The 18,969-nt window shown below is 31.7% G+C and carries 17 protein-coding genes; 2 read left to right on the forward strand and 15 right to left on the reverse strand.

The window, feature by feature from the left end:
- Positions 1–15: 15 nt before the first annotated feature.
- The 6 genes from AB3G34_RS06915 to AB3G34_RS06940 form a co-directional block, all read right to left on the reverse strand.
- Positions 16–900, reverse strand: coding sequence for a DUF4835 family protein (locus AB3G34_RS06915; protein ID WP_369753888.1), 885 nt, complete (start codon positions 898–900; stop codon positions 16–18).
- Positions 893–2,104 carry a bifunctional phosphopantothenoylcysteine decarboxylase/phosphopantothenate--cysteine ligase CoaBC gene (gene coaBC, locus AB3G34_RS06920; RefSeq protein ID WP_367770212.1) on the reverse strand — a complete coding sequence of 404 codons (1,212 nt, stop codon included), beginning with the start codon at positions 2,102–2,104 and terminating at the stop codon, positions 893–895. The genes AB3G34_RS06915 and coaBC overlap by 8 nt, the downstream gene beginning before the upstream one ends.
- A gap of 6 nt (positions 2,105–2,110) precedes the next feature.
- Positions 2,111–2,428 (reverse strand): DNA-directed RNA polymerase subunit omega, encoded by a 318-nt coding sequence (locus tag AB3G34_RS06925; protein WP_007138306.1) that lies wholly within the window; start codon positions 2,426–2,428, stop codon positions 2,111–2,113.
- An 8-nt stretch (positions 2,429–2,436) separates the two neighbouring features.
- On the reverse strand, positions 2,437–3,231 hold the full coding sequence (locus AB3G34_RS06930; RefSeq protein ID WP_367753363.1) for an outer membrane protein assembly factor BamD: 795 nt from the start codon (positions 3,229–3,231) through the stop codon (positions 2,437–2,439).
- 137 nt (positions 3,232–3,368) lie between these two features.
- A complete protein-coding gene (dapA, locus tag AB3G34_RS06935) occupies positions 3,369–4,250 on the reverse strand; it encodes a 4-hydroxy-tetrahydrodipicolinate synthase (protein WP_367753365.1) in 882 nt (293 codons plus the stop codon).
- Between the two features lie 6 nt (positions 4,251–4,256).
- Positions 4,257–4,775 (reverse strand): hypothetical protein, encoded by a 519-nt coding sequence (locus AB3G34_RS06940; protein ID WP_369753889.1) that lies wholly within the window; start codon positions 4,773–4,775, stop codon positions 4,257–4,259.
- 47 nt (positions 4,776–4,822) lie between these two features.
- Here AB3G34_RS06940 and AB3G34_RS06945 point away from each other — a divergent pair, with 47 nt between their 5' ends.
- Complete coding sequence (locus AB3G34_RS06945; protein ID WP_367770218.1) at positions 4,823–5,602, forward strand: 5'-nucleotidase C-terminal domain-containing protein; 780 nt, start codon at positions 4,823–4,825, stop codon at positions 5,600–5,602.
- A gap of 120 nt (positions 5,603–5,722) precedes the next feature.
- Positions 5,723–6,634: a bifunctional UDP-sugar hydrolase/5'-nucleotidase gene (locus tag AB3G34_RS06950; RefSeq protein ID WP_367770220.1), complete on the forward strand. Its 912-nt coding sequence runs from the start codon at positions 5,723–5,725 to the stop codon at positions 6,632–6,634.
- On the opposite strand, the gene AB3G34_RS06955 is transcribed toward AB3G34_RS06950, so the two are convergent.
- From AB3G34_RS06955 to lon, 9 genes are all read right to left on the reverse strand, one after another.
- A complete protein-coding gene (locus tag AB3G34_RS06955) occupies positions 6,620–7,303 on the reverse strand; it encodes a hypothetical protein (RefSeq protein WP_367770223.1) in 684 nt (227 codons plus the stop codon). The two genes, AB3G34_RS06950 and AB3G34_RS06955, sit on opposite strands and share 15 nt — an antisense overlap.
- A gap of 4 nt (positions 7,304–7,307) precedes the next feature.
- Positions 7,308–9,314, reverse strand: coding sequence for an NAD-dependent DNA ligase LigA (gene ligA / locus AB3G34_RS06960; RefSeq protein WP_369753890.1), 2,007 nt, complete (start codon positions 9,312–9,314; stop codon positions 7,308–7,310).
- 157 nt (positions 9,315–9,471) lie between these two features.
- Entirely contained in the window at positions 9,472–9,945 is a 474-nt protein-coding gene (locus AB3G34_RS06965; RefSeq protein WP_367770228.1) for a DUF6495 family protein, read from the reverse strand.
- 216 nt (positions 9,946–10,161) lie between these two features.
- Positions 10,162–11,943, reverse strand: coding sequence for a 30S ribosomal protein S1 (gene rpsA / locus AB3G34_RS06970; RefSeq protein WP_367753379.1), 1,782 nt, complete (start codon positions 11,941–11,943; stop codon positions 10,162–10,164).
- Between the two features lie 368 nt (positions 11,944–12,311).
- Entirely contained in the window at positions 12,312–13,568 is a 1,257-nt protein-coding gene (locus AB3G34_RS06975; protein ID WP_369753891.1) for a nucleoside permease, read from the reverse strand.
- A gap of 71 nt (positions 13,569–13,639) precedes the next feature.
- Entirely contained in the window at positions 13,640–14,332 is a 693-nt protein-coding gene (gene cmk / locus AB3G34_RS06980; protein ID WP_369753892.1) for a (d)CMP kinase, read from the reverse strand.
- 79 nt (positions 14,333–14,411) lie between these two features.
- Positions 14,412–14,999: a murein L,D-transpeptidase catalytic domain-containing protein gene (locus AB3G34_RS06985; RefSeq protein WP_367770239.1), complete on the reverse strand. Its 588-nt coding sequence runs from the start codon at positions 14,997–14,999 to the stop codon at positions 14,412–14,414.
- Between the two features lie 27 nt (positions 15,000–15,026).
- The gene (gene porQ, locus AB3G34_RS06990; protein ID WP_369753894.1) at positions 15,027–16,046 is read right to left on the reverse strand and encodes a type IX secretion system protein PorQ; all 1,020 of its coding nucleotides are present in this window, start codon (positions 16,044–16,046) and stop codon (positions 15,027–15,029) included.
- A gap of 172 nt (positions 16,047–16,218) precedes the next feature.
- Entirely contained in the window at positions 16,219–18,669 is a 2,451-nt protein-coding gene (gene lon / locus AB3G34_RS06995) for an endopeptidase La (protein ID WP_369754084.1), read from the reverse strand.
- Positions 18,670–18,969 lie beyond the last annotated feature (300 nt).

The raw sequence follows: 18,969 nt of genomic DNA on the forward strand, positions 1-18,969 counted from the left end.
AAAATTGAGCAAATGTCAATATTTTAACATGGCCCATTTACTTGAATTTAAAGGAGAAACTTTATTTAAGTTTTCAATTAAATCCGAAACTGTTATAGAGGTACCTCCAGAAAAAATAGAAACAATTTCATCAGACTTAGCATCAAAAAAAATGCGAGTTAGGAATGCATTAGGTTTGGAAGCATTCAGTTTTCCAATATTTAATAATGATAATTTAATTTTTTCTTTAGCCGATTTCAAATCCTTTGACATTACATCTAATCCCGTATGATATTCAAAACTCGTTTTGCGTAATTGAGAATAAGCAGGAGATAACATATCGTTGATTAAAAAATACCTGTTTTGATTTCCATCAATTTGGCTCCATCCTTTATATCCACTTTGCTGAGCAATTCCAGCAATATTTTGTGCAGTTTCAAAATTAGAATTTCCCGATTCGGACTCAAAGGTATCATTATCCATTCCTAGTATAATATAACTATAGAATGAAATAACTGAAACTAAATTAGATTCAAAAACGGTTGGGTTAAAAATTAAACTCTCGTATTCTGTATATCTAAAACTAAAATCTTTATCATTATAATTCAAAACTGGTGAAGAATAAGAAGAACCATAAATAGGTCTGGAGGATTGAACTTGTATCGTTGCAACAAATTGATCTGAGCTGTTTGACTGTATTGTAATAAACATGGAGCAATTAATTTTCTCCTGCTGTTTATAGTTTTGCCCGTTCCAATCGGTTTTATTTACAAATTCATTTAAAGAAGTTTCTAAAGTTTTAAAAACTTGTTGATTTGAATTACTCAATTTTTGTGAATTTACCGATACTGTACAATTTAGCTGTTGCGCTTGCACAAGCCCAAATGACAATAACACAAAAAAGGTAATTATTTTATTCATGAAAATAGTTTACTACTTTGTTTAAAATATCGTCAGAAACTGCTTCTTTCGATTTCAAATCCATTGGTTCAATATTAAAATCTTTGTCGATAAAAGTAACTTTATTAGTAGTTTTACCAAAACCAGCTCCTTCATCTTGCAAAGAATTTAGAACAATCAAATCTAAGTTTTTTTTCTGGATTTTCCCCTTTGCATTTTCAATTTCGTTTTCTGTCTCTAAAGCAAATCCAATTAAGAACTGTTTTTTCTTGATTGCTCCAAGTGAAGCTAAGATATCTTTTGTTTTTTCTAATTCAATTGTAAAGTTGTCCGGTGCTTTTTTTATTTTTTGTGTAGCTACCGTTTTTGGTCTATAATCCGCAACGGCGGCTGCAGCAATAGCTACATCTACATCATTAAAATACAGATGACAAGCATCATACATTTCTTGCGCAGAAACCACATTAAGCACTTTAATTAACGAATGGTTAGCTTTAAATTTTGTTGGCCCCGAAACTAAAATAACAGATGCTCCTAAATTTGCCGCGCTATTTGCAATATCAAATCCCATTTTTCCCGAAGAATGATTTCCTATAAAACGCACAGGGTCTATTGCTTCGTACGTAGGACCAGCTGTTATTAGTATTTTTTTTCCTTTTAAAGGCAATTTACTTTCTAAATCAGCTTCAAGAAAAGCGATGATGTTTTCTGGTTCAGCCATTCTACCTTCACCAGAAAGTCCACTTGCTAATTCTCCGCTTTCTGCAGGAATGATCGTATTCCCAAATTCATTTAAAGCCTTAAAACTAGCTAATGTTGAAGGATGTTTGTACATATCTAAATCCATTGCTGGAGCAAAGTAAACTGGGCATTTAGCCGAAAGATAAGTAGCGATAAGAAGATTGTCACAACTGCCATTTGCCATCTTAGAAAGCGTATTTGCAGTTGCTGGAGCTATGACCATTAAATCAGCCCATAATCCCAATTCGACATGATTATTCCATTTCTCGTTTTCTTCCTCTTGATTAAAAAAAGTAGAATGCACGGGATTTTTGGATAATGTAGATAAAGTAAGAGGAGTTACAAAATCCTTAGAAGCAGGTGTCATTATCACTTGGACATGTGCACCTGCTTTTATGAAAAGTCGTACTAAAGACGCTGTTTTATAGGCGGCAATTCCACCAGATATCCCTAGTAAAACTTTCTTACCGCTTAAAACTGACATATAGTATTATTTAGTTGAATCTCTATGGTAAATTTTACCATCTAACCATTCTTGAACTGCTAAAGCATGTGGTTTAGGCAATTTTTCATAGAATTTTGAAACTTCAATTTGTTCTTTGTTTTCAAAAACTTCTTCAAGACTGTCATTATATGTAGCAAATTCTTCCAATTTCTCTGTCAATTCTTTCTTGATCTCAGAGTTAATTTGGTTCGCTCTTTTAGCCATAATGGTTATTGCTTCATACACATTACCAGTAGGTTCTTCAATAACAGTTTTATTATATGTTATTGTATTTACTGGAGCATTCGTCTTTTTTAAATCCATGACTTTATTTATTTAGTAAATTTTTGTAAATCTTGTTCAACACGAGCTAACATTACGTTCGCTTTTTCTTTATATTGGGTATCTGCCTTAAATTTTATTAAGTTAGAATACGCCGTTTTTGCAACATTTAATCGATCCTCCATTTTAGAATCAATACTATTAATCCCTAATTGATAAGCAGAATCAAATTTATAATACAAAGCATCTTCTTTGTATTTTGTACCAGGATAATCAGCAATAAAATTATCTAAAGCTACTAACGCTGATTTATAATCAGAAATTGTATTGTATCCTTTAGCATTTTCAAAAACTTTTTTCTCAATTTTTTCTGCTAATACCTTTACCGTTTCATTAGCTTCCGCCAAGTATTCTGAGTTAGGATAACTATCTATAAAAGCTTGTAACTTATCAATTGCTTTAGTAGTATCTGTTTGATCTAAACTATAGACTGGAGATAATTTTGAATAACTTTTTGCTCCTAAAAATGCAGCTTCTTGTAATTTTTCACTTTTTGGATAACCCGATACAAAACTTTCGAACTGATATCCAGCTAAGTAAAATTGACCTGTTTTATAATAAGACTGTGCAAACATATAAAACAATTTTTCTGCTTGAGGTTTTCCTCTATATGCTGGTGCAATTTGCTCAAAAAGTCGAATTGCTTTAGTATATTTTCCAGCATCATATAACTTAGTTCCCATTTCAAACTTTACGGCTACATCATCCTTTTTTAAAGCCTTTTGATATTCATTACAAGAAGTAAAAAAAGCAATCAGAAGTATTAGAGATACAATTTTTTTCATTTTTTTATTTTTTTAAAATCTCATGAACTGTTAACAATCCACAAAAAATCATACCGAAGTTTCGGTTGCAAATTTAGTTATTAATTTAGCTACTACAAAATATTTCTTTGCTTAAAAAAAAGCAGTGTTTTAAAGGCTTATTTATCGATATTTTTAACAAATTCCGATATTCTATTACTTAAAGATTCATCTACCTTTACTAAAGGTAATCGTACAAAATTCTCTGTAATCCCTAGTGATTGAAACACTTGTTTGATTCCCGCAGGGTTTCCTTGTTCAAAAATCATATCGATACAGTCCATTAAAAGATAATGCAGTTTATAAGCATCATCTACCTTACGGTTCAAACCCAATCGTATCATTTCAGAAAATTGTTTAGGAAATCCTTGCCCAATTACCGATATAACACCTGAACCTCCTGCTAAAACCATTGGTAAGGCAATCATATCATCACCGGATATTACAAGGAAATCTTTTGGTTTATTTTTCAATAATTGAAGTGCTTGAGCCATATCACCCGCAGCTTCTTTAATAGCTACAATGTTTTTAAAGTCATTAGCTAAACGAAAAACGGTTGACGGCAACATATTACTTGCTGTTCTTCCAGGCACATTATAAATAATTACTGGTACAGGAGAAGCTTCAGACACTGCCTTAAAATGCTGATAAATACCTTCCTGTGTTGGCTTATTATAAAATGGTGAAACTGATAATATTGCTACAAAAGGAGAAAAATCTCTTGTCTTCAATTCTTCTACAATCTTTCTAGTATCATTCCCTCCTACTCCTAGTACTAAAGGTAATCTTCCATTATTAGCTTCAATAACCGTTTTTATAACTAGTTCCTTCTCTTCTTGAGATAGTGTAGCATTTTCTGCAGTTGTACCTAAGATAACAAGGTATTCAATTCCTCCATCTACAGAAAAATTTACTATGCTTTTTAAAGCTTCTGTATCAACTGAAAAATCTTCTTTAAATGGAGTTACTAGAGCAACACCAGTTCCTATTAATGATTGCATGTTAGATTATATTTTGTTTAAAATTTTTAAATACCTAAATAATTCGTGAGTAAAGACCTTATAGTTTTCTGCATTTGTATTGATCATTAAATCATTTAATCTTTTATCAATAGAAGAAAAACCAACTTTAAAATGCGCTTTTGATTCGTTTGTAACAACTAACAAAATTGCTTTTTCTATATCATAATAGCTTATTAGTAAATCAAACTCTTTATTTACAAAATCATTTACAGCTGAATTGCTTATCGTTGCATTCCAGTTTAAATTTTTTGAACTAAAAGTAGCTTGCGAAATACTTTTATTTTTTTTTAAGCGATTAGTATAAACTAATACTTCTATATTCTCTTCCAAGATTCCGTTTAACCGTAACTCATTAACTAAAAGATTTATTTCAGAAAAATAACTCTCGTCAATAAGTAAACCTACTGTTTTAATAGTTCCTGAATCCAGATTGCTCTTTACATTAAGTAAACTATTTTTTACTGTTTTTTTTACAGAAAACTCTTTTATATAATTTAAAAACATACTATTTTTACTCGCTTACAAAATTAATTAATTAAGTCATATTATAAATGGTAAATCTAAAAAAGTATAACGAAGTTTTAAAACTTTTTGTTATATTCTTAACATTTTTTTTCGTTTTTTCTTGCGGTAGTTCGAAACTGCAAGTTGCAAGAATAGAAGGAAAACAAATACCAATCACCGATAAAGAAAATCAAGTTACTGAAATAGAAAACTTTATCAAACCCTACAGAGAACACATTAATAAAGATTTGGATAGTGTTTTAGCATACTGCCCCATAACATTAGATAAAAAAGCCATAAATGGGCAAACCACTATTGGGAATCTAATGGCAGATGTTACTTTAAAAAGAGGAAACACTGTTTTTAAAATGCGTGAAAATAAAACAATTGACATCTGCTTGCTTAACCATGGCGGTATTCGCGCTATACTTCCAAAGGGTAATGTTACTACAAGAACCGCATTTGAAATAATGCCTTTTGAAAATACGATGGTTGTGATTGCCCTAAAAGGAGAACAAGTTTTTGAAATTGTTGATTATTTCATACTTGAAAAACAACCACATCCACTTGCTGGATTGACATTTACTATTGACAAAAACAATCATCCCAAAAATGTATTAGTACAAGGCAAACCTATTGAAAACGACAAAGTTTATTATGTGGGCACCAATGATTACTTATCTAATGGTGGTGACAATATGAATTTCTTCAAAAAAGGAATAGCTACCTATGATCTAGATTACAAATTAAGAAACATATTAATTGATTATTTCAAAGAAACCGATACGATTAAATCAACTCAAGACAATCGAATTATTGTTGAATAATTATAACCTATTTATTAGCACTGTATTTTAGCCCCGATTGAAGTAAAAATCCTTTTTATTTTTTCTTTAAAAATAAAAAGATTGCAACGGAAAGCGGGAAACAGCTCCAAAAACAAACAAATGAAAAGAAGAGATTTTATAGAGAAAACGGCTGCAAGCACCGCAATGTTGAGTTTAGGTTTATCATTGAGTAGTTTTACAACTCCTGATATAAAGAAAATAACAATTCTTCACACCAATGATGTGCACAGCCACATTGATCCTTTTCCTGCTGATGATCCTAGAAACGCAAATATGGGTGGTGTTGCAAGAAGAGCTTCGTTGATAGAAAACATACGAAAAGAAGATCCTAATGTATTGTTGCTTGATGCTGGAGATATTTTTCAAGGGACGCCGTATTTTAATTATTATGGTGGAGAACTGGAATTTAAATTAATGAGCATGATGCAATATGATGCTTCTACGATAGGGAATCATGACTTTGATAATGGTATTGCAGGGTTGTATGCTCAAATGCCTCATGCAAAATTTGAGTTTCTATCGGCCAACTATGATTTTAAAAATACCATGATGAATGGCTTAGTAAAACCGTATAAAGTTTTTAATAAAAATGGAATTAAGGTTGGCGTTTTTGGAATTGGAATTGAACTTGATGGTCTAGTTGATAAAAAAATGTACCAAGAAACGGTGTATAACAATCCTGTTGAAACGGCGCAAGAAATGGTTCGGATATTAAAAAAGGAACAAAAATGTGATTTAATTATTTGTCTTTCACATCTGGGTTATAATTATAAAAATGAACCAAATAAAATTTCTGATTTAAAATTTGCAGCACTTACGGATGATATAGACTTAATAATTGGGGGACACACCCATACTTTTCTTGATAAACCAACAGTTACTAAGAATCTATCAGGAAATGATGTTTTGGTCAACCAAGTTGGTTGTTATGGAATAAATCTGGGCCGAATCGATTTTTATTTTGATTCAAATAAGAGAAAAGCTTCTGAAGGGAAATCAATTATCGTTTAATCGTTCCGTGGTAATAACAAACTTATAAAAAGAAAAACAAACTATGGTGTTTAAAAATAGAGCCATTGGTCTTAAACTGGTAATCTTAAAATCAGAAAGGTAAAACTTCTCAATAAATACTACAAAAGTCTGCATAAGAGACATGATTCCAAAAACAAATAACCAAATGTCTTTTCTATTAAAAGTTAACAGATATTGGGACAATATAATTCCGCTAAGTACTGATATTAAGATAATTTGAACTACTAAAACCACATAACTTCTTATCAATATATCATCGGGGATAGAAACTAAATACAAAAAATAAATCAAAAAGGGTATTGAAGCCAATAATGGCGGTATGTAATCCTTTATTTTAACCAACTTTACTACATAATATATCTCAATTATACGATGAAAAAAAACAGCTATCAAGGCATAAAAAAGCATGTTTTTGTCGTTTGGTATAAATAACAATCTACCTATTAACAAGAATAGCATGTTAATAAAAAAGAGCGGGTTTTTCCGTATGGAAGAATAGCTATACAATGCAAATAACAAAACTATTTCTAAGGGCTTAATTATATATAGAATATAACTATCGTCAGAAACTACCTCAATAAATCCCATTAAAAAAAATAATGCAATTAATGATTTTTCAAGAGTAGTTTCTTTACTTAAAACCTTCATTTTTTTAAAAATTATCAGTAACCATCTTCAAAAAATCATCTTCAGATAGAATAGGAATATTTAACTTATTGGCTTTTTCTAATTTAGCCGGCCCCATATTGTCACCTGCAACAACATAATCTGTTTTGGTAGAAATTGAACTTCCTACTTTACCACCATTTTCTTCAATTGCTTTTTTCAAATCATCTCTTGAAAATTTAGAAAATACACCTGAAACCACAAATGTTTTTCCAATCAATTTATCCGTAGCATTAGGGTTCACTTTTTCAACGATTTCAAATTGTAGTCCGTACTCTTTTAACCTTTCGATAATAATTCTATTTTCATTGTTTTCGAAAAAATCAATCACACTTTGCGCAATTCGTTCCCCAATTTCATCCACCAATACTAAATCCATCAAGCTTGCCTCACTTAAAGCATTAATATTTTTATAGTGTTTAGCCAGTTTTTTAGCCACCGTTTCACCTACAAACCGAATTCCAAGAGCAAATAAAACACGTTCAAAAGGAATATTCTTAGATTCAGCCACACCCTTAACTAAATTTTCAGCTGATTTTTGTGCCATTCTTTCCAAAGGGAGAATTTGCTCCACAGTCAACTCATACAAATCAGCATAATTATGAACTAGATCATTATTAAAAAGTAGTGCTACCGTTTCTCCTCCTAGTCCTTCAATATCCATCGCTTTTCTAGAAATAAAATGCTGAATTCTTCCAATTATTTGTGGAGGGCAACCATAAAAATTAGGACAGTAATGATTCGCTTCGCCTTCAGAACGCACCAGCTCAGTATTGCATTCAGGACAGTGTGTAATATATGCAGTTGGTTCTGTGTTTTCTGGACGTTTCGTTAAATCAACAGCAATAATCTTAGGGATTATCTCCCCACCTTTTTCAACAAAAACAGTGTCTCCAACACGAATATCTAGTTTTTCAATTTGATCTGCATTATGCAAAGAAGCTCGTTTTACAATTGTTCCTGCTAGTTGTACAGGCTCTAAATTAGCGACAGGAGTAATAGCTCCCGTTCTCCCAACTTGATAAGAAATTGAATTTAATTTTGTCGAAACTTGCTCTGATTTGAATTTGTACGCCATAGCCCAGCGTGGTGACTTTGCAGTATAACCCAATTCATCCTGATATTGAAATGAATTTACTTTTACGACTACTCCATCCGTTTCATAAGGTAAATCATGTCGATGAACATCCCAGTAGTCAATAAACTGAAAAACTTCATCTAGATTGTGTGCTAATTTAGCTTCTTTTGGTACTTTAAATCCCCAATTTCTAGCTGTTTCCAAGCCATCGTATTGTGTAGTAAATGGCAATTGATTACCAATTAAAAAATAAAGCAAGCAGTCTAAGGGTCTCTTAGCCACTTCGGCGCTTTCTTTTAGTTTTAAACTACCAGAAGCTGTATTTCTAGGATTAGAATACGGCGTTTCTCCTATTTCAATGAGTTCTTGATTCATTTTTTCGAAACCAGCAAATGGTAAAATAATCTCTCCTCTAACATCAAATTTTTCGGGGTAATTGCCTTTTAATTGTAATGGAATGGATCGTATTGTTTTAATATTATTAGTAACATCATCCCCTTGAAATCCGTCTCCACGAGTAACAGCGCGTTTCAGTTTTCCATTTTCATAAGTTATACTTATAGAAGCACCATCATATTTCAATTCACAAGTGTATTGTAAAGGTACTTCGCCTAAAACTTTTTGAATTCGCTTTTCCCATTCCATTAAATCTTCTTTAGAATAAGAATTATCTAGAGAATACATGCGATATTCATGAGGAACAGTTTGAAAATTCTTTGTAATAGAACCACCTACTCTTTGTGTAGGTGAATTTTCATCAAAAAATTCTGGATATTGATTTTCTAAATCTAGTAGCTCTTTCAGTTTTATATCAAACTCATAATCAGAAATTACTGGTTTATCGAGCACATAGTAATTGTAATTGTGTTGATTTAACTCCTCCCTTAAAGTTTTAATCGAATTTTGAATATCCATAGAAAATAAAATTGGCTATTTTAGTCTTTAAAATAAAGGACTAAAATAACCAATTAAAAAGAAACCCACATCAAAAAAACATTTTTCTTCCAATGAAATAAAAGTGAGTTTCTGACCTTTCAAAATTAATTAATTTGAAGAATAAATAACTACTGAATTATGATTCAATAATCGTATTTATTTGCTTGTACAACTGACCGTCACTTAAGAAAGCACCTTGCTGAATCAATGCAAAAAGAGACGAATTACGCTCCTCAGTAAACTCTTTTTTACCAGTCTTCATTTCGATAGTATCTGTAAACATATTATCACTAAGCCATTGCAATCCCTCTTTAGTTAAAAAATCAACTTCAGGAACTAATGATTTAAGCACAATGGATTGAACATAAGTATCAAAACTATGGAATAGGAAAATATGATTTTTTGAAAAATGCTCTAAATATTCTGCTCTTGTAAGAACGCCTTCCCAAACTAGATCTGAAAAAACGTCTAATTCTTGCTCAGCAACTTCTGGCTTGTCTTTTTTAATTGTATCCCATTCCGCTTTATCAATTGTCTGAGTTGCTAAGAAAGTACTAAATTCTTGTGTTAACTCTTCAAATTGTTCTTTAGTTAATCTTGTATATTTCATGTTTATTTTAATTTTTAGAATTCCGATTCAAAACGCTCATTAATTGATTTATTCTCGCAAATTCTTATATCGTTACTATATTCTTAATCCCAACTACATTGAAAGTTGTGCTGCAAATTTAATACTAAATTCTTTTTAAAAATTAATCAAAAATCACAACATAAAAAAAAGCCTCACATCCCTGTGAGGCTTTTCTATTATAAGAAAGATTGAGAATTATTTTTTCTCAGACTTTTCCATTTTAGCTTTCAAAGCAGCTAATACATCATTGCTATCTCCTAAAGTAGAAGCAGGTGCATTTGTTGAAGTAGAAGCTGAAGAAGTATTTTCTGTAGCTGCTTTCACATTTTTCTCTTCTTCTTCACGGAAGATAGCAGTGTGAGATGCAACAACTCTTTTAAATTCTTTGTTGAATTCGATTACTTTGAAATCAGCAGATTCTCCTTTTTTCAATTTCTTACCATCTTCTTTTTCAAGGTGACGAGTAGGAATGAAAGCAACGATATCATCTCCAAATTCTACAGTAGCTCCTTTGTCAACAATTTCAGAGATCTCTCCGTTGTGGATAGTTCCCACTGCGAATGAATCTTCGTATTGATCCCAAGGATTAGCAGTAGTTTGTTTGTGACCTAAAGATAATTTACGTCCTTCAACATCTAATTCTAATACTACAACATCAAGTTTCTCACCAACATTTACAAATTCAGATGGGTGTTTGATTTTCTTAGTCCAAGATAAGTCAGAGATGTAAATTAATCCATCAATTCCTTCTTCTAATTCTACGAAAATACCAAAGTTTGTAAAGTTTCTAACGATACCTGAATGTTTAGAACCTACAGGATATTTAGAAGTGATATCAGTCCAAGGGTCTTGAGACAATTGTTTGATACCTAATGACATTTTACGGTCATCTCTATCTAAAGTTAAGATAACTGCTTCAACAACATCACCTACTTTTACGAAATCTTGAGCAGAACGTAAATGAGTAGACCATGACATTTCAGAAACGTGGATTAAACCTTCAACACCTTCAGCAACTTCGATAAAAGCACCGTAATCAGCGATTACAACTACTTTACCTTTTACTTTGTCTCCAATTGCTAATTTAGCATCAAGAGCATCCCAAGGGTGAGCGTTTAATTGTTTCAATCCTAATTGAATTCTTGTTTTCTCATCATCGAAATCAAGGATTACAACATTTAATTTTTGGTCTAATTCAAGAACTTCAGATGGGTGGTTAATTCTTGACCAAGAAAGGTCAGTAATATGAATTAATCCATCAACTCCACCTAAGTCAATAAAGACACCATAAGAAGTAATGTTTTTAACAACACCTTCTAATACTTGTCCTTTTTGTAATTGACCGATGATTTCTTTTTTCTGTACTTCAATATCCGCTTCAATAAGCGCTTTGTGAGATACAACAACGTTTTTAAATTCGTGGTTGATTTTCACCACTTTGAATTCCATTGTTTTGTTTACGTATACATCGTAATCTCTAATTGGTTTAACATCAATTTGAGATCCTGGTAAAAACGCTTCAATTCCGAAAACGTCAACGATCATACCACCTTTAGTTCTGCATTTTACAAAACCATTAACGATTTCTCCTGTTTCGTTAGCCGAAATAACTCTATCCCATGATTTGATAGTACGTGCTTTTCTGTGAGATAAAACTAGTTGTCCAGTTTTGTCTTCACGGATGTCAATTAATACTTCAACAGTATCACCTACTTTTAATGCTGGGTTGTAACGGAATTCGTTTAAAGAAATAACACCTTCCGATTTTGCGTTGATATCAACGATAACGTCTCTATCTGTGATTCTAACAACAGTACCATCTACTACTTCTTCTTGGTCAGTAGCGATAAAAGTTTTTGATACTAATTCTTCGAATTCTAATAAGTTTTTTTCATCTACTGGATCGATACCTTCTTCGAAGTTATGCCAGTTAAAATTTGCTAAAAACTCTTCTTGTGATTGGATTTGTTCAGACATGCTGATAAAAATTTGTATTCTGTATTTTCTTGAGTTTCTTAAAGTAGTAGAAAACAACAGAAGTTGTTTGTATAAATAAATAATACCTAATGGAAACTCTTATCCACCAAAAGGTGTGCAAAAGTAACACATTTATTTCAAACAACAAAATATTATTAAAAAGATAATCAACTGAAAATCAGTAGCGAATGAACCATCTTTCTTGCAGTGATGGATTCCCGCTCTCGCCTTTATCTCTCCGTCCTAAAAAAAAGGACTACGAGGATATCGGCTCCATCAGGGCTAAATAGGTTTTATGGTTTTTTCTTAGCAATAAAAAACCCGACAACTAACTAGTAGTTATCGGGTTGTATTTTAAAAATCATTTTTTAATGACTAAATTTCTCTACAATTTTAGGATCGTGTTTGTATTTAAACACAAACGGAAATACAATTGCCAGCACTAAGGCATAGGTTGAAAATGTGATCCAAATGTTTTGCCATTCCTTACTACCATCCGCTAGAGTAAAATACTCCTGAATAATATAGCCACTAGCAAAACTACCAATCAAAGCACCAAAACCATTTACCATCATCATAAACATCCCTTGCGCACTTCCTCTAATTTTAGAATCAGTTTGCGTTTCTACAAACAAAGATCCTGAAATATTAAAGAAATCAAACGCCATTCCATATACAATACAGGACATAATAATCATCCATAATCCATCCGCTGGATTTCCAAAAGCAAATAATCCAAAACGCAATACCCAAGCCAACATACTAAACAACATCACATACTTAATTCCAAATTTTCTCAAAAAGAAAGGAATTGCTAATATGAATAAGGTTTCAGAAACTTGAGAGATTGACATAATTATAGCTGGATACCGCACCGCGATAGTGTTTTTATAGGCATCGACAGTGGCAAAATCATGAATATAAGTATCTCCATACGCATTAGTCAACTGCAATGCAGCTCCTAACAACATCGAAAAGATAAAGAAAATAGCAAATTTTCTTTGTTTGAATAATTCAAAAGCATTTAAACCCAAAGCTCGTGAAAAAGAGCTGTTTTTCTCGCCTTTACACAACGGAGGACATTTAGGCAATGTAAACGCATATATTCCTAAAATTAATGACACTACTCCAGCAATATAAAATTGATTAGCTGATGTTTCATTATGCGTTAAACTAACAACCCATAAAGCAACAATAAAACCTATTGTCCCCCATATTCTGATAGGTGGATAATCCTTTACAACATCCATGTCTTTAGCAATTAATGCATTATAAGCTACAGTTATTGATAATGAAATAGTAGGCATGTAGAAAAACATGTTCACCAACATAACCCAGAAAAAAGTGGTAGGATTATCTACTTGCGGTAAGAAAAACAAAGCAGCAGCACCAAAAAAATGAAGCAAACCATATAATTTTTCAGCATTTAAAAAACGATCTGATATAATTCCTGTAAGAGCAGGCATAAAAACAGAAGAAATACCCATTGTTGAAAAGATGATACCAAACTCAGTACCTGACCAATGTTTATTATTAAACCAATAGGCTCCAATTGTAAGCAACCACGAACCCCAAATGAAAAACTGAAGGAAATTCATTAAAATCAGTCTGTATTTAATTCCCATATTATGAATTATATTATTTTAAAAAAATGTAAGGCGTAAATCTAATATTTAAAATGTGATAAACAAAAGAATTAATTCGTTTTAGTAATTTCACTTACTAGACTCAACACCACTTCAAATTGTTCTTCACGTGTTAGGTGTGAATTATCAATTTCTATAGCATCTTCTGCCATTACTAAGGGAGAATCTTCTCTATGGGTATCAATATAATCACGCTCTTCAACATTCTTCAACACTTCTTCATAGGTAACATTGTCGCCTTTTTGCTTCAATTCAGCAAATCGTCTTTCGGCTCTTGTAGTTGCACTGGCAGTCATAAATATCTTAAGTTCAGCATCTGGAAAAACAACGGTACCAATATCTCTTCCGTCCATCACAATTCCTTTATTCTCTCCCATTTCTTTTTGTTGCTCTACTAATTTGGCACGTACTTCTGAAATTTCAGCTACTTTACTTACAAAATTAGAAACTTCAATAGTTCGTATTTGAGTTTCTACATTAGTATCATTCAAATACATTTCGCCAAAACCTAAATCTGGATTGAATTTAAATTCTAATCGAATAAATGGCAAACTATTAATTAAAGTTTCTTTGTCAAAAAACGAAGCACCTATATAGCCATTTTGCATAGCAAAAAAAGCAACTGCACGGTACATTGCGCCAGTATCCACGTATACATATCCCAAATGATTGGCTAATTGTTTTGCTAAAGTACTTTTTCCTGTGGATGAAAACCCGTCAATTGCAATGGTAATTTTTTTCAATTTTATATTTTAATTTGATGTTATTAAACCTACTCCTAGCTGCTCTAAATTTTATAAGAAAACATCTTATTTTTATATATCAATAATAGACACTTAAAATAATTTTTGTTTTAGAATGATCAATCAACTCCCCTATTCTATTAAAAAACAATTCATTAACCATTGGACAACCCAAACTCTTACAAATAAATTGCCCTTGCTCTTCATATGGAACACTTTCAAATTGATGCAAAACTATATTTCTACTAAATGCATTACTATTTGTAGCGTCCAATCCATATAATTTATACGCCTTCCCATATGTACCAATATACTTGTTACCTATAGAGTACTTTCCTAAAGAAGTACAAAAAGAATGATTCTCATTACTAAATTTCAGCTCTCCTTCTATGCCTGTTTCAGAACCTAAACCATGGCTAACTAAGCCTTCGTCTATAATTTCATTTGTTTTCAAATTACAAACAAAAAACCGATATTTTCCTGATTCTATTTTCATATCAATAAAAAAACCAATTTCTTTATTGTACTTTGAGTATCTATTAACTAGGTCTTTTACTTCCTTAATTTGTGAATTCAATTTTTCTTGTACAACTGTTTTTTCGTCTTTATTACTAAAGCTAGAGAAAACAAATACCAGAAAAAATAAAAAAATAAATAGCTTCTTCATCTCTTTACCTATTTTTAATTAACCCTTCTATTGAAAATTTATCGTTAAACCAAATAAACTTGTATTTCCCGCTAGAGTATAACGTGAATACGAGTAATTAAATTTTAATTTATTTAATTTTAATCCAAAACCTAACGAAATGCCTGAAAAATTGCGTTGTTCTACAATACGTAGTTCTTCCGCTCTTCGAAAATTATATCCAAGACGCAAATTAAATGCTTTTTTGGGGAATAATTCGACTCCAAAAATTACATGACGCAAGGCGTTGTTCACAAATGATATTTTTTCTTCAGTTGAACTACCGTCAATTGAAGATTGAGTCCTTTCTGGATTTGAAAAAGAAATATTCCATTGTTGTAAATTCTCTAATGTCAAATGCCATCGAATAGGTACATTTTCTAATTCTTGTGAAACTCCCGCAAGTAGCTCTAAAGGTAACCTTTCATGAACTTCAGAATAGGTTGTGAATTGGGTACCAATATTGCGTATAACCAACCCCCAATTGACATCATTCCTTTCGTCAATAAAAATAGCACCAATATCAATTGCTCCTCCTAACGAATTATAACTCTCTAAGGTGGATGAAATTAATTTAGCATTTGCCCCTAAATATAATGTTGTGTTTGGTACATTATATGAATATCCAAATGACAATGCTGTTTCACTTCCAGTAAATGAGGAGGTAGTTTGACCATTTTCATCATATCCTTCAAAGCTACCATAGTTGACGTAATTAACCCCAACTTGAAAAGTTTGTAAATGCCGATCATAAGTGTATGCATAAGAAGCAGTCCCGTAAGTAATCTCCCCATAATAACTCCCGTAATTAATAGCTAAATGGTTGTCCATTTCTACATTAATTGTTGCTGGATTAAAATTTACTTGATTTACATCATCATCATAAATAGTGATTGTTTTCCCTCCAAGTGATGCCTGTCTAGGCGAAGTAACTAAGTTTAAAAACTGATACGTATACTTCCCTCCTATTTGACCGTAAGAAACAGTACATATAAGAAGTAAAAAATATAAAAAAAGTTTTTTGAACATGCTTTAGGTTTCTATTTTTTTTAAAATAAAACGCAATAACGAAGATAAAATTATAATACCAATAATTGGTGATTTTGCTTCTCCAAATTCCAAACAAATAAAATTCCAAAATCATCTCTCAATTATTTTAAGATTTGATTTTGGAATTATTATTTAAATTAAAAAATAGTCTTTACAAGGTTTTTGCATTTTTTACTTTCTGATCTGTAATTGCAATTTTTAAAACTTCGCTCATTTCTTTTACAAAATGGAAGTGCATCCCTTCAATATATTCTGGTTTTATTTCGTCAATATCGCTTTTATTTTCATGGCACAAAATAATTTCCTTAATACCAGCACGTTTAGCAGCTAATATTTTTTCTTTTATACCTCCAACAGGTAACACCTTTCCTCTTAATGTAATTTCACCCGTCATAGCCAAATGTTTTTTGACTCTCTTTTGTGTAAACAAGGAAACCAAAGACGTTAACATCGCTATTCCCGCACTTGGACCATCTTTTGGTGTTGCTCCTTCTGGAACGTGCAAGTGAATATTGTGATTTTTTAAAATATCTGGATTAAGACCTAAAAGTTCAGTATTTGCTTTAATATATTCTAATGCAATAGTTGCCGATTCCTTCATTACTGTACCTAAATTTCCAGTAATTGTCATCGTCCCTTTACCAGGAGAAATAAGTGACTCAATAAACAAAATATCACCACCAACACTTGTCCATGCAAGTCCAGTTACAACCCCAGCAACATCATTACTTTCGTATTTATCTCTTTCTAATCTAGGAACTCCTAGTACTTTTACAATATCAGCATCAGTTACTTTTTTGTTATATTCTTCTTCCATTGCAACTGATTTTGCTGCATTACGAATAACCTGAGCAATTTTAGCTTCCAATCCACGTACTCCAGACTCTCGAGTATATCCTTCAACAATTTTTTCTAATTGCTTTTTTCCAATAGTTAAATCCTTGGATGTTAATCCATGTTCTTTTAACTGTCTTGGAAATAAGTGCTGACGTGCAATCTCCACTTTTTCTTCAATTGTATAACCCGACATTTTAATTACCTCCATACGGTCTCTTAACGCTGGTTGAATTGCTCCTAAATTATTAGAGGTAGCAATAAACATCACCTTTGATAAATCATACCCCATTTCAAGGAAATTGTCATAAAATGAATTGTTTTGTTCCGGATCTAAAACTTCTAATAAGGCTGAAGAAGGATCTCCTTGATTCCCGCTCGCTAATTTATCAATCTCATCTAGAACAAATACTGGATTTGATGTACCTGCCTTTTTTAAACTCTGAATAATTCTCCCTGGCATTGCACCAATATAGGTTTTTCTATGTCCTCTAATTTCCGCTTCGTCACGTAACCCTCCAAGTGAAATTCGAACATATTCTCTACCTAAGGCTTCTGCAACAGATCTACCAATGGAGGTTTTACCAACACCTGGAGGTCCTGTTAAACAGATGATAGGTGATTTCATGTCATTTCGCAATTTCAAAACGGCCAAATGCTCAATCATTCTTTTCTTCACGTCTTCTAAACCAAAATGATCTCGGTCTAGAATTTTTTGAGCTCTTTTCAAGTCAAAATTATCTTTAGAATACACATTCCAAGGCAATTCAAGAAACAGTTCTAAATAATTTCTTTGAATTCCAAAATCTGGCGCTTGTGGATTCATTCGACGCATTTTTGACAATTCTTTTTCGAAATGTTTTTGTGTTTTCTCGTCCCACTTCTTAGTCTTCGACTTTTGAAGCATTTCGTCCATTTCTTCTTCTTGTGAAACACCTCCCAGTTCTTCCTGGATGGTTTTCATTTGTTGATGAAGAAAATATTCTTTTTGCTGTTGATCTAAATCAAAACGAACTTTAGATTGAATATCGTTTTTGAGTTCTAATTTTTGCAACTCAATATTCATGTAACGCAAAGTTTCCAAAGCCCTGTCTTTCAAATCATTAACTTCTAGTAAATCTTGTTTTTCTTTGACAGATAAATTCATATTAGAAGTCACAAAATTGATCAAGAAAGATTGACTTTCAATATTTTTGATTGCAAATGTAGCTTCGCTTGGAATATTTGGACTCTCTTTAATTATTTGAATTGCCAGTTCTTTGACAGAATCTAAAATAGCCAAAAACTCGGTATCTTTTTTTTCTGGTCTTTTCTCTTCAAAATCTTTAATTGTAGCTGTGATATAAGGCTCTTCAGAAACTACAGTGTCAATTTCAAAACGTTTTTTCCCTTGAAGAATAACTGTTGTCGTTCCATCAGGCATTTTTAAAACTCGTAATATTCTGGCTACTGTTCCTATTTTATGTATATCGTTTTTTGTAGGATCTTCAACTTCTTCATTCTTTTGAGCAACTACACCAATAATTTTACCAACAGCATTTGCATCATCTATTAATTTAATTGATTTATCACGCCCTGCAGTAATAGGAATTACAACACCAGGAAATAAAACCATGTTTCTTAAGGGTAAAATAGATAGCGAATCTGGTAATTCTTCATTTATCATTTCCTCCTCATCTTCTGGAGTCAATAATGGAATTAATTCTGCTTCTGAGTCGAATTCTTGTAGTGACAGATTGTCAATTGTAAGTATTTTATGGTTTGACATAGTATATTTAAGTCTTTTTGTCATTAAAAATTTTAATCTTATGAATAAACAAAGAGTTTAAACACTTTAAATACCAATATAACTGGTATTATCCTTTGTTATTCATTAGTTGTATAAAAAATGCAATCATTATGCCATTGTAGAAATAAGCAGTAATCAAAATTGTAAATATTGGTGATAAATCAACTATTAAATAGTTGATTTATGATGTTTTTTTCCTAATACTTTAGTAAAAAGAAAAAGGTCATATTGATAGAATTTTAAATACGAAGTTTATTTTAAATTATTATAAATGACTTT

Source organism: Flavobacterium sp. WC2409 (assembly GCF_041200085.1).
Lineage (GTDB): Bacteria > Bacteroidota > Bacteroidia > Flavobacteriales > Flavobacteriaceae > Flavobacterium.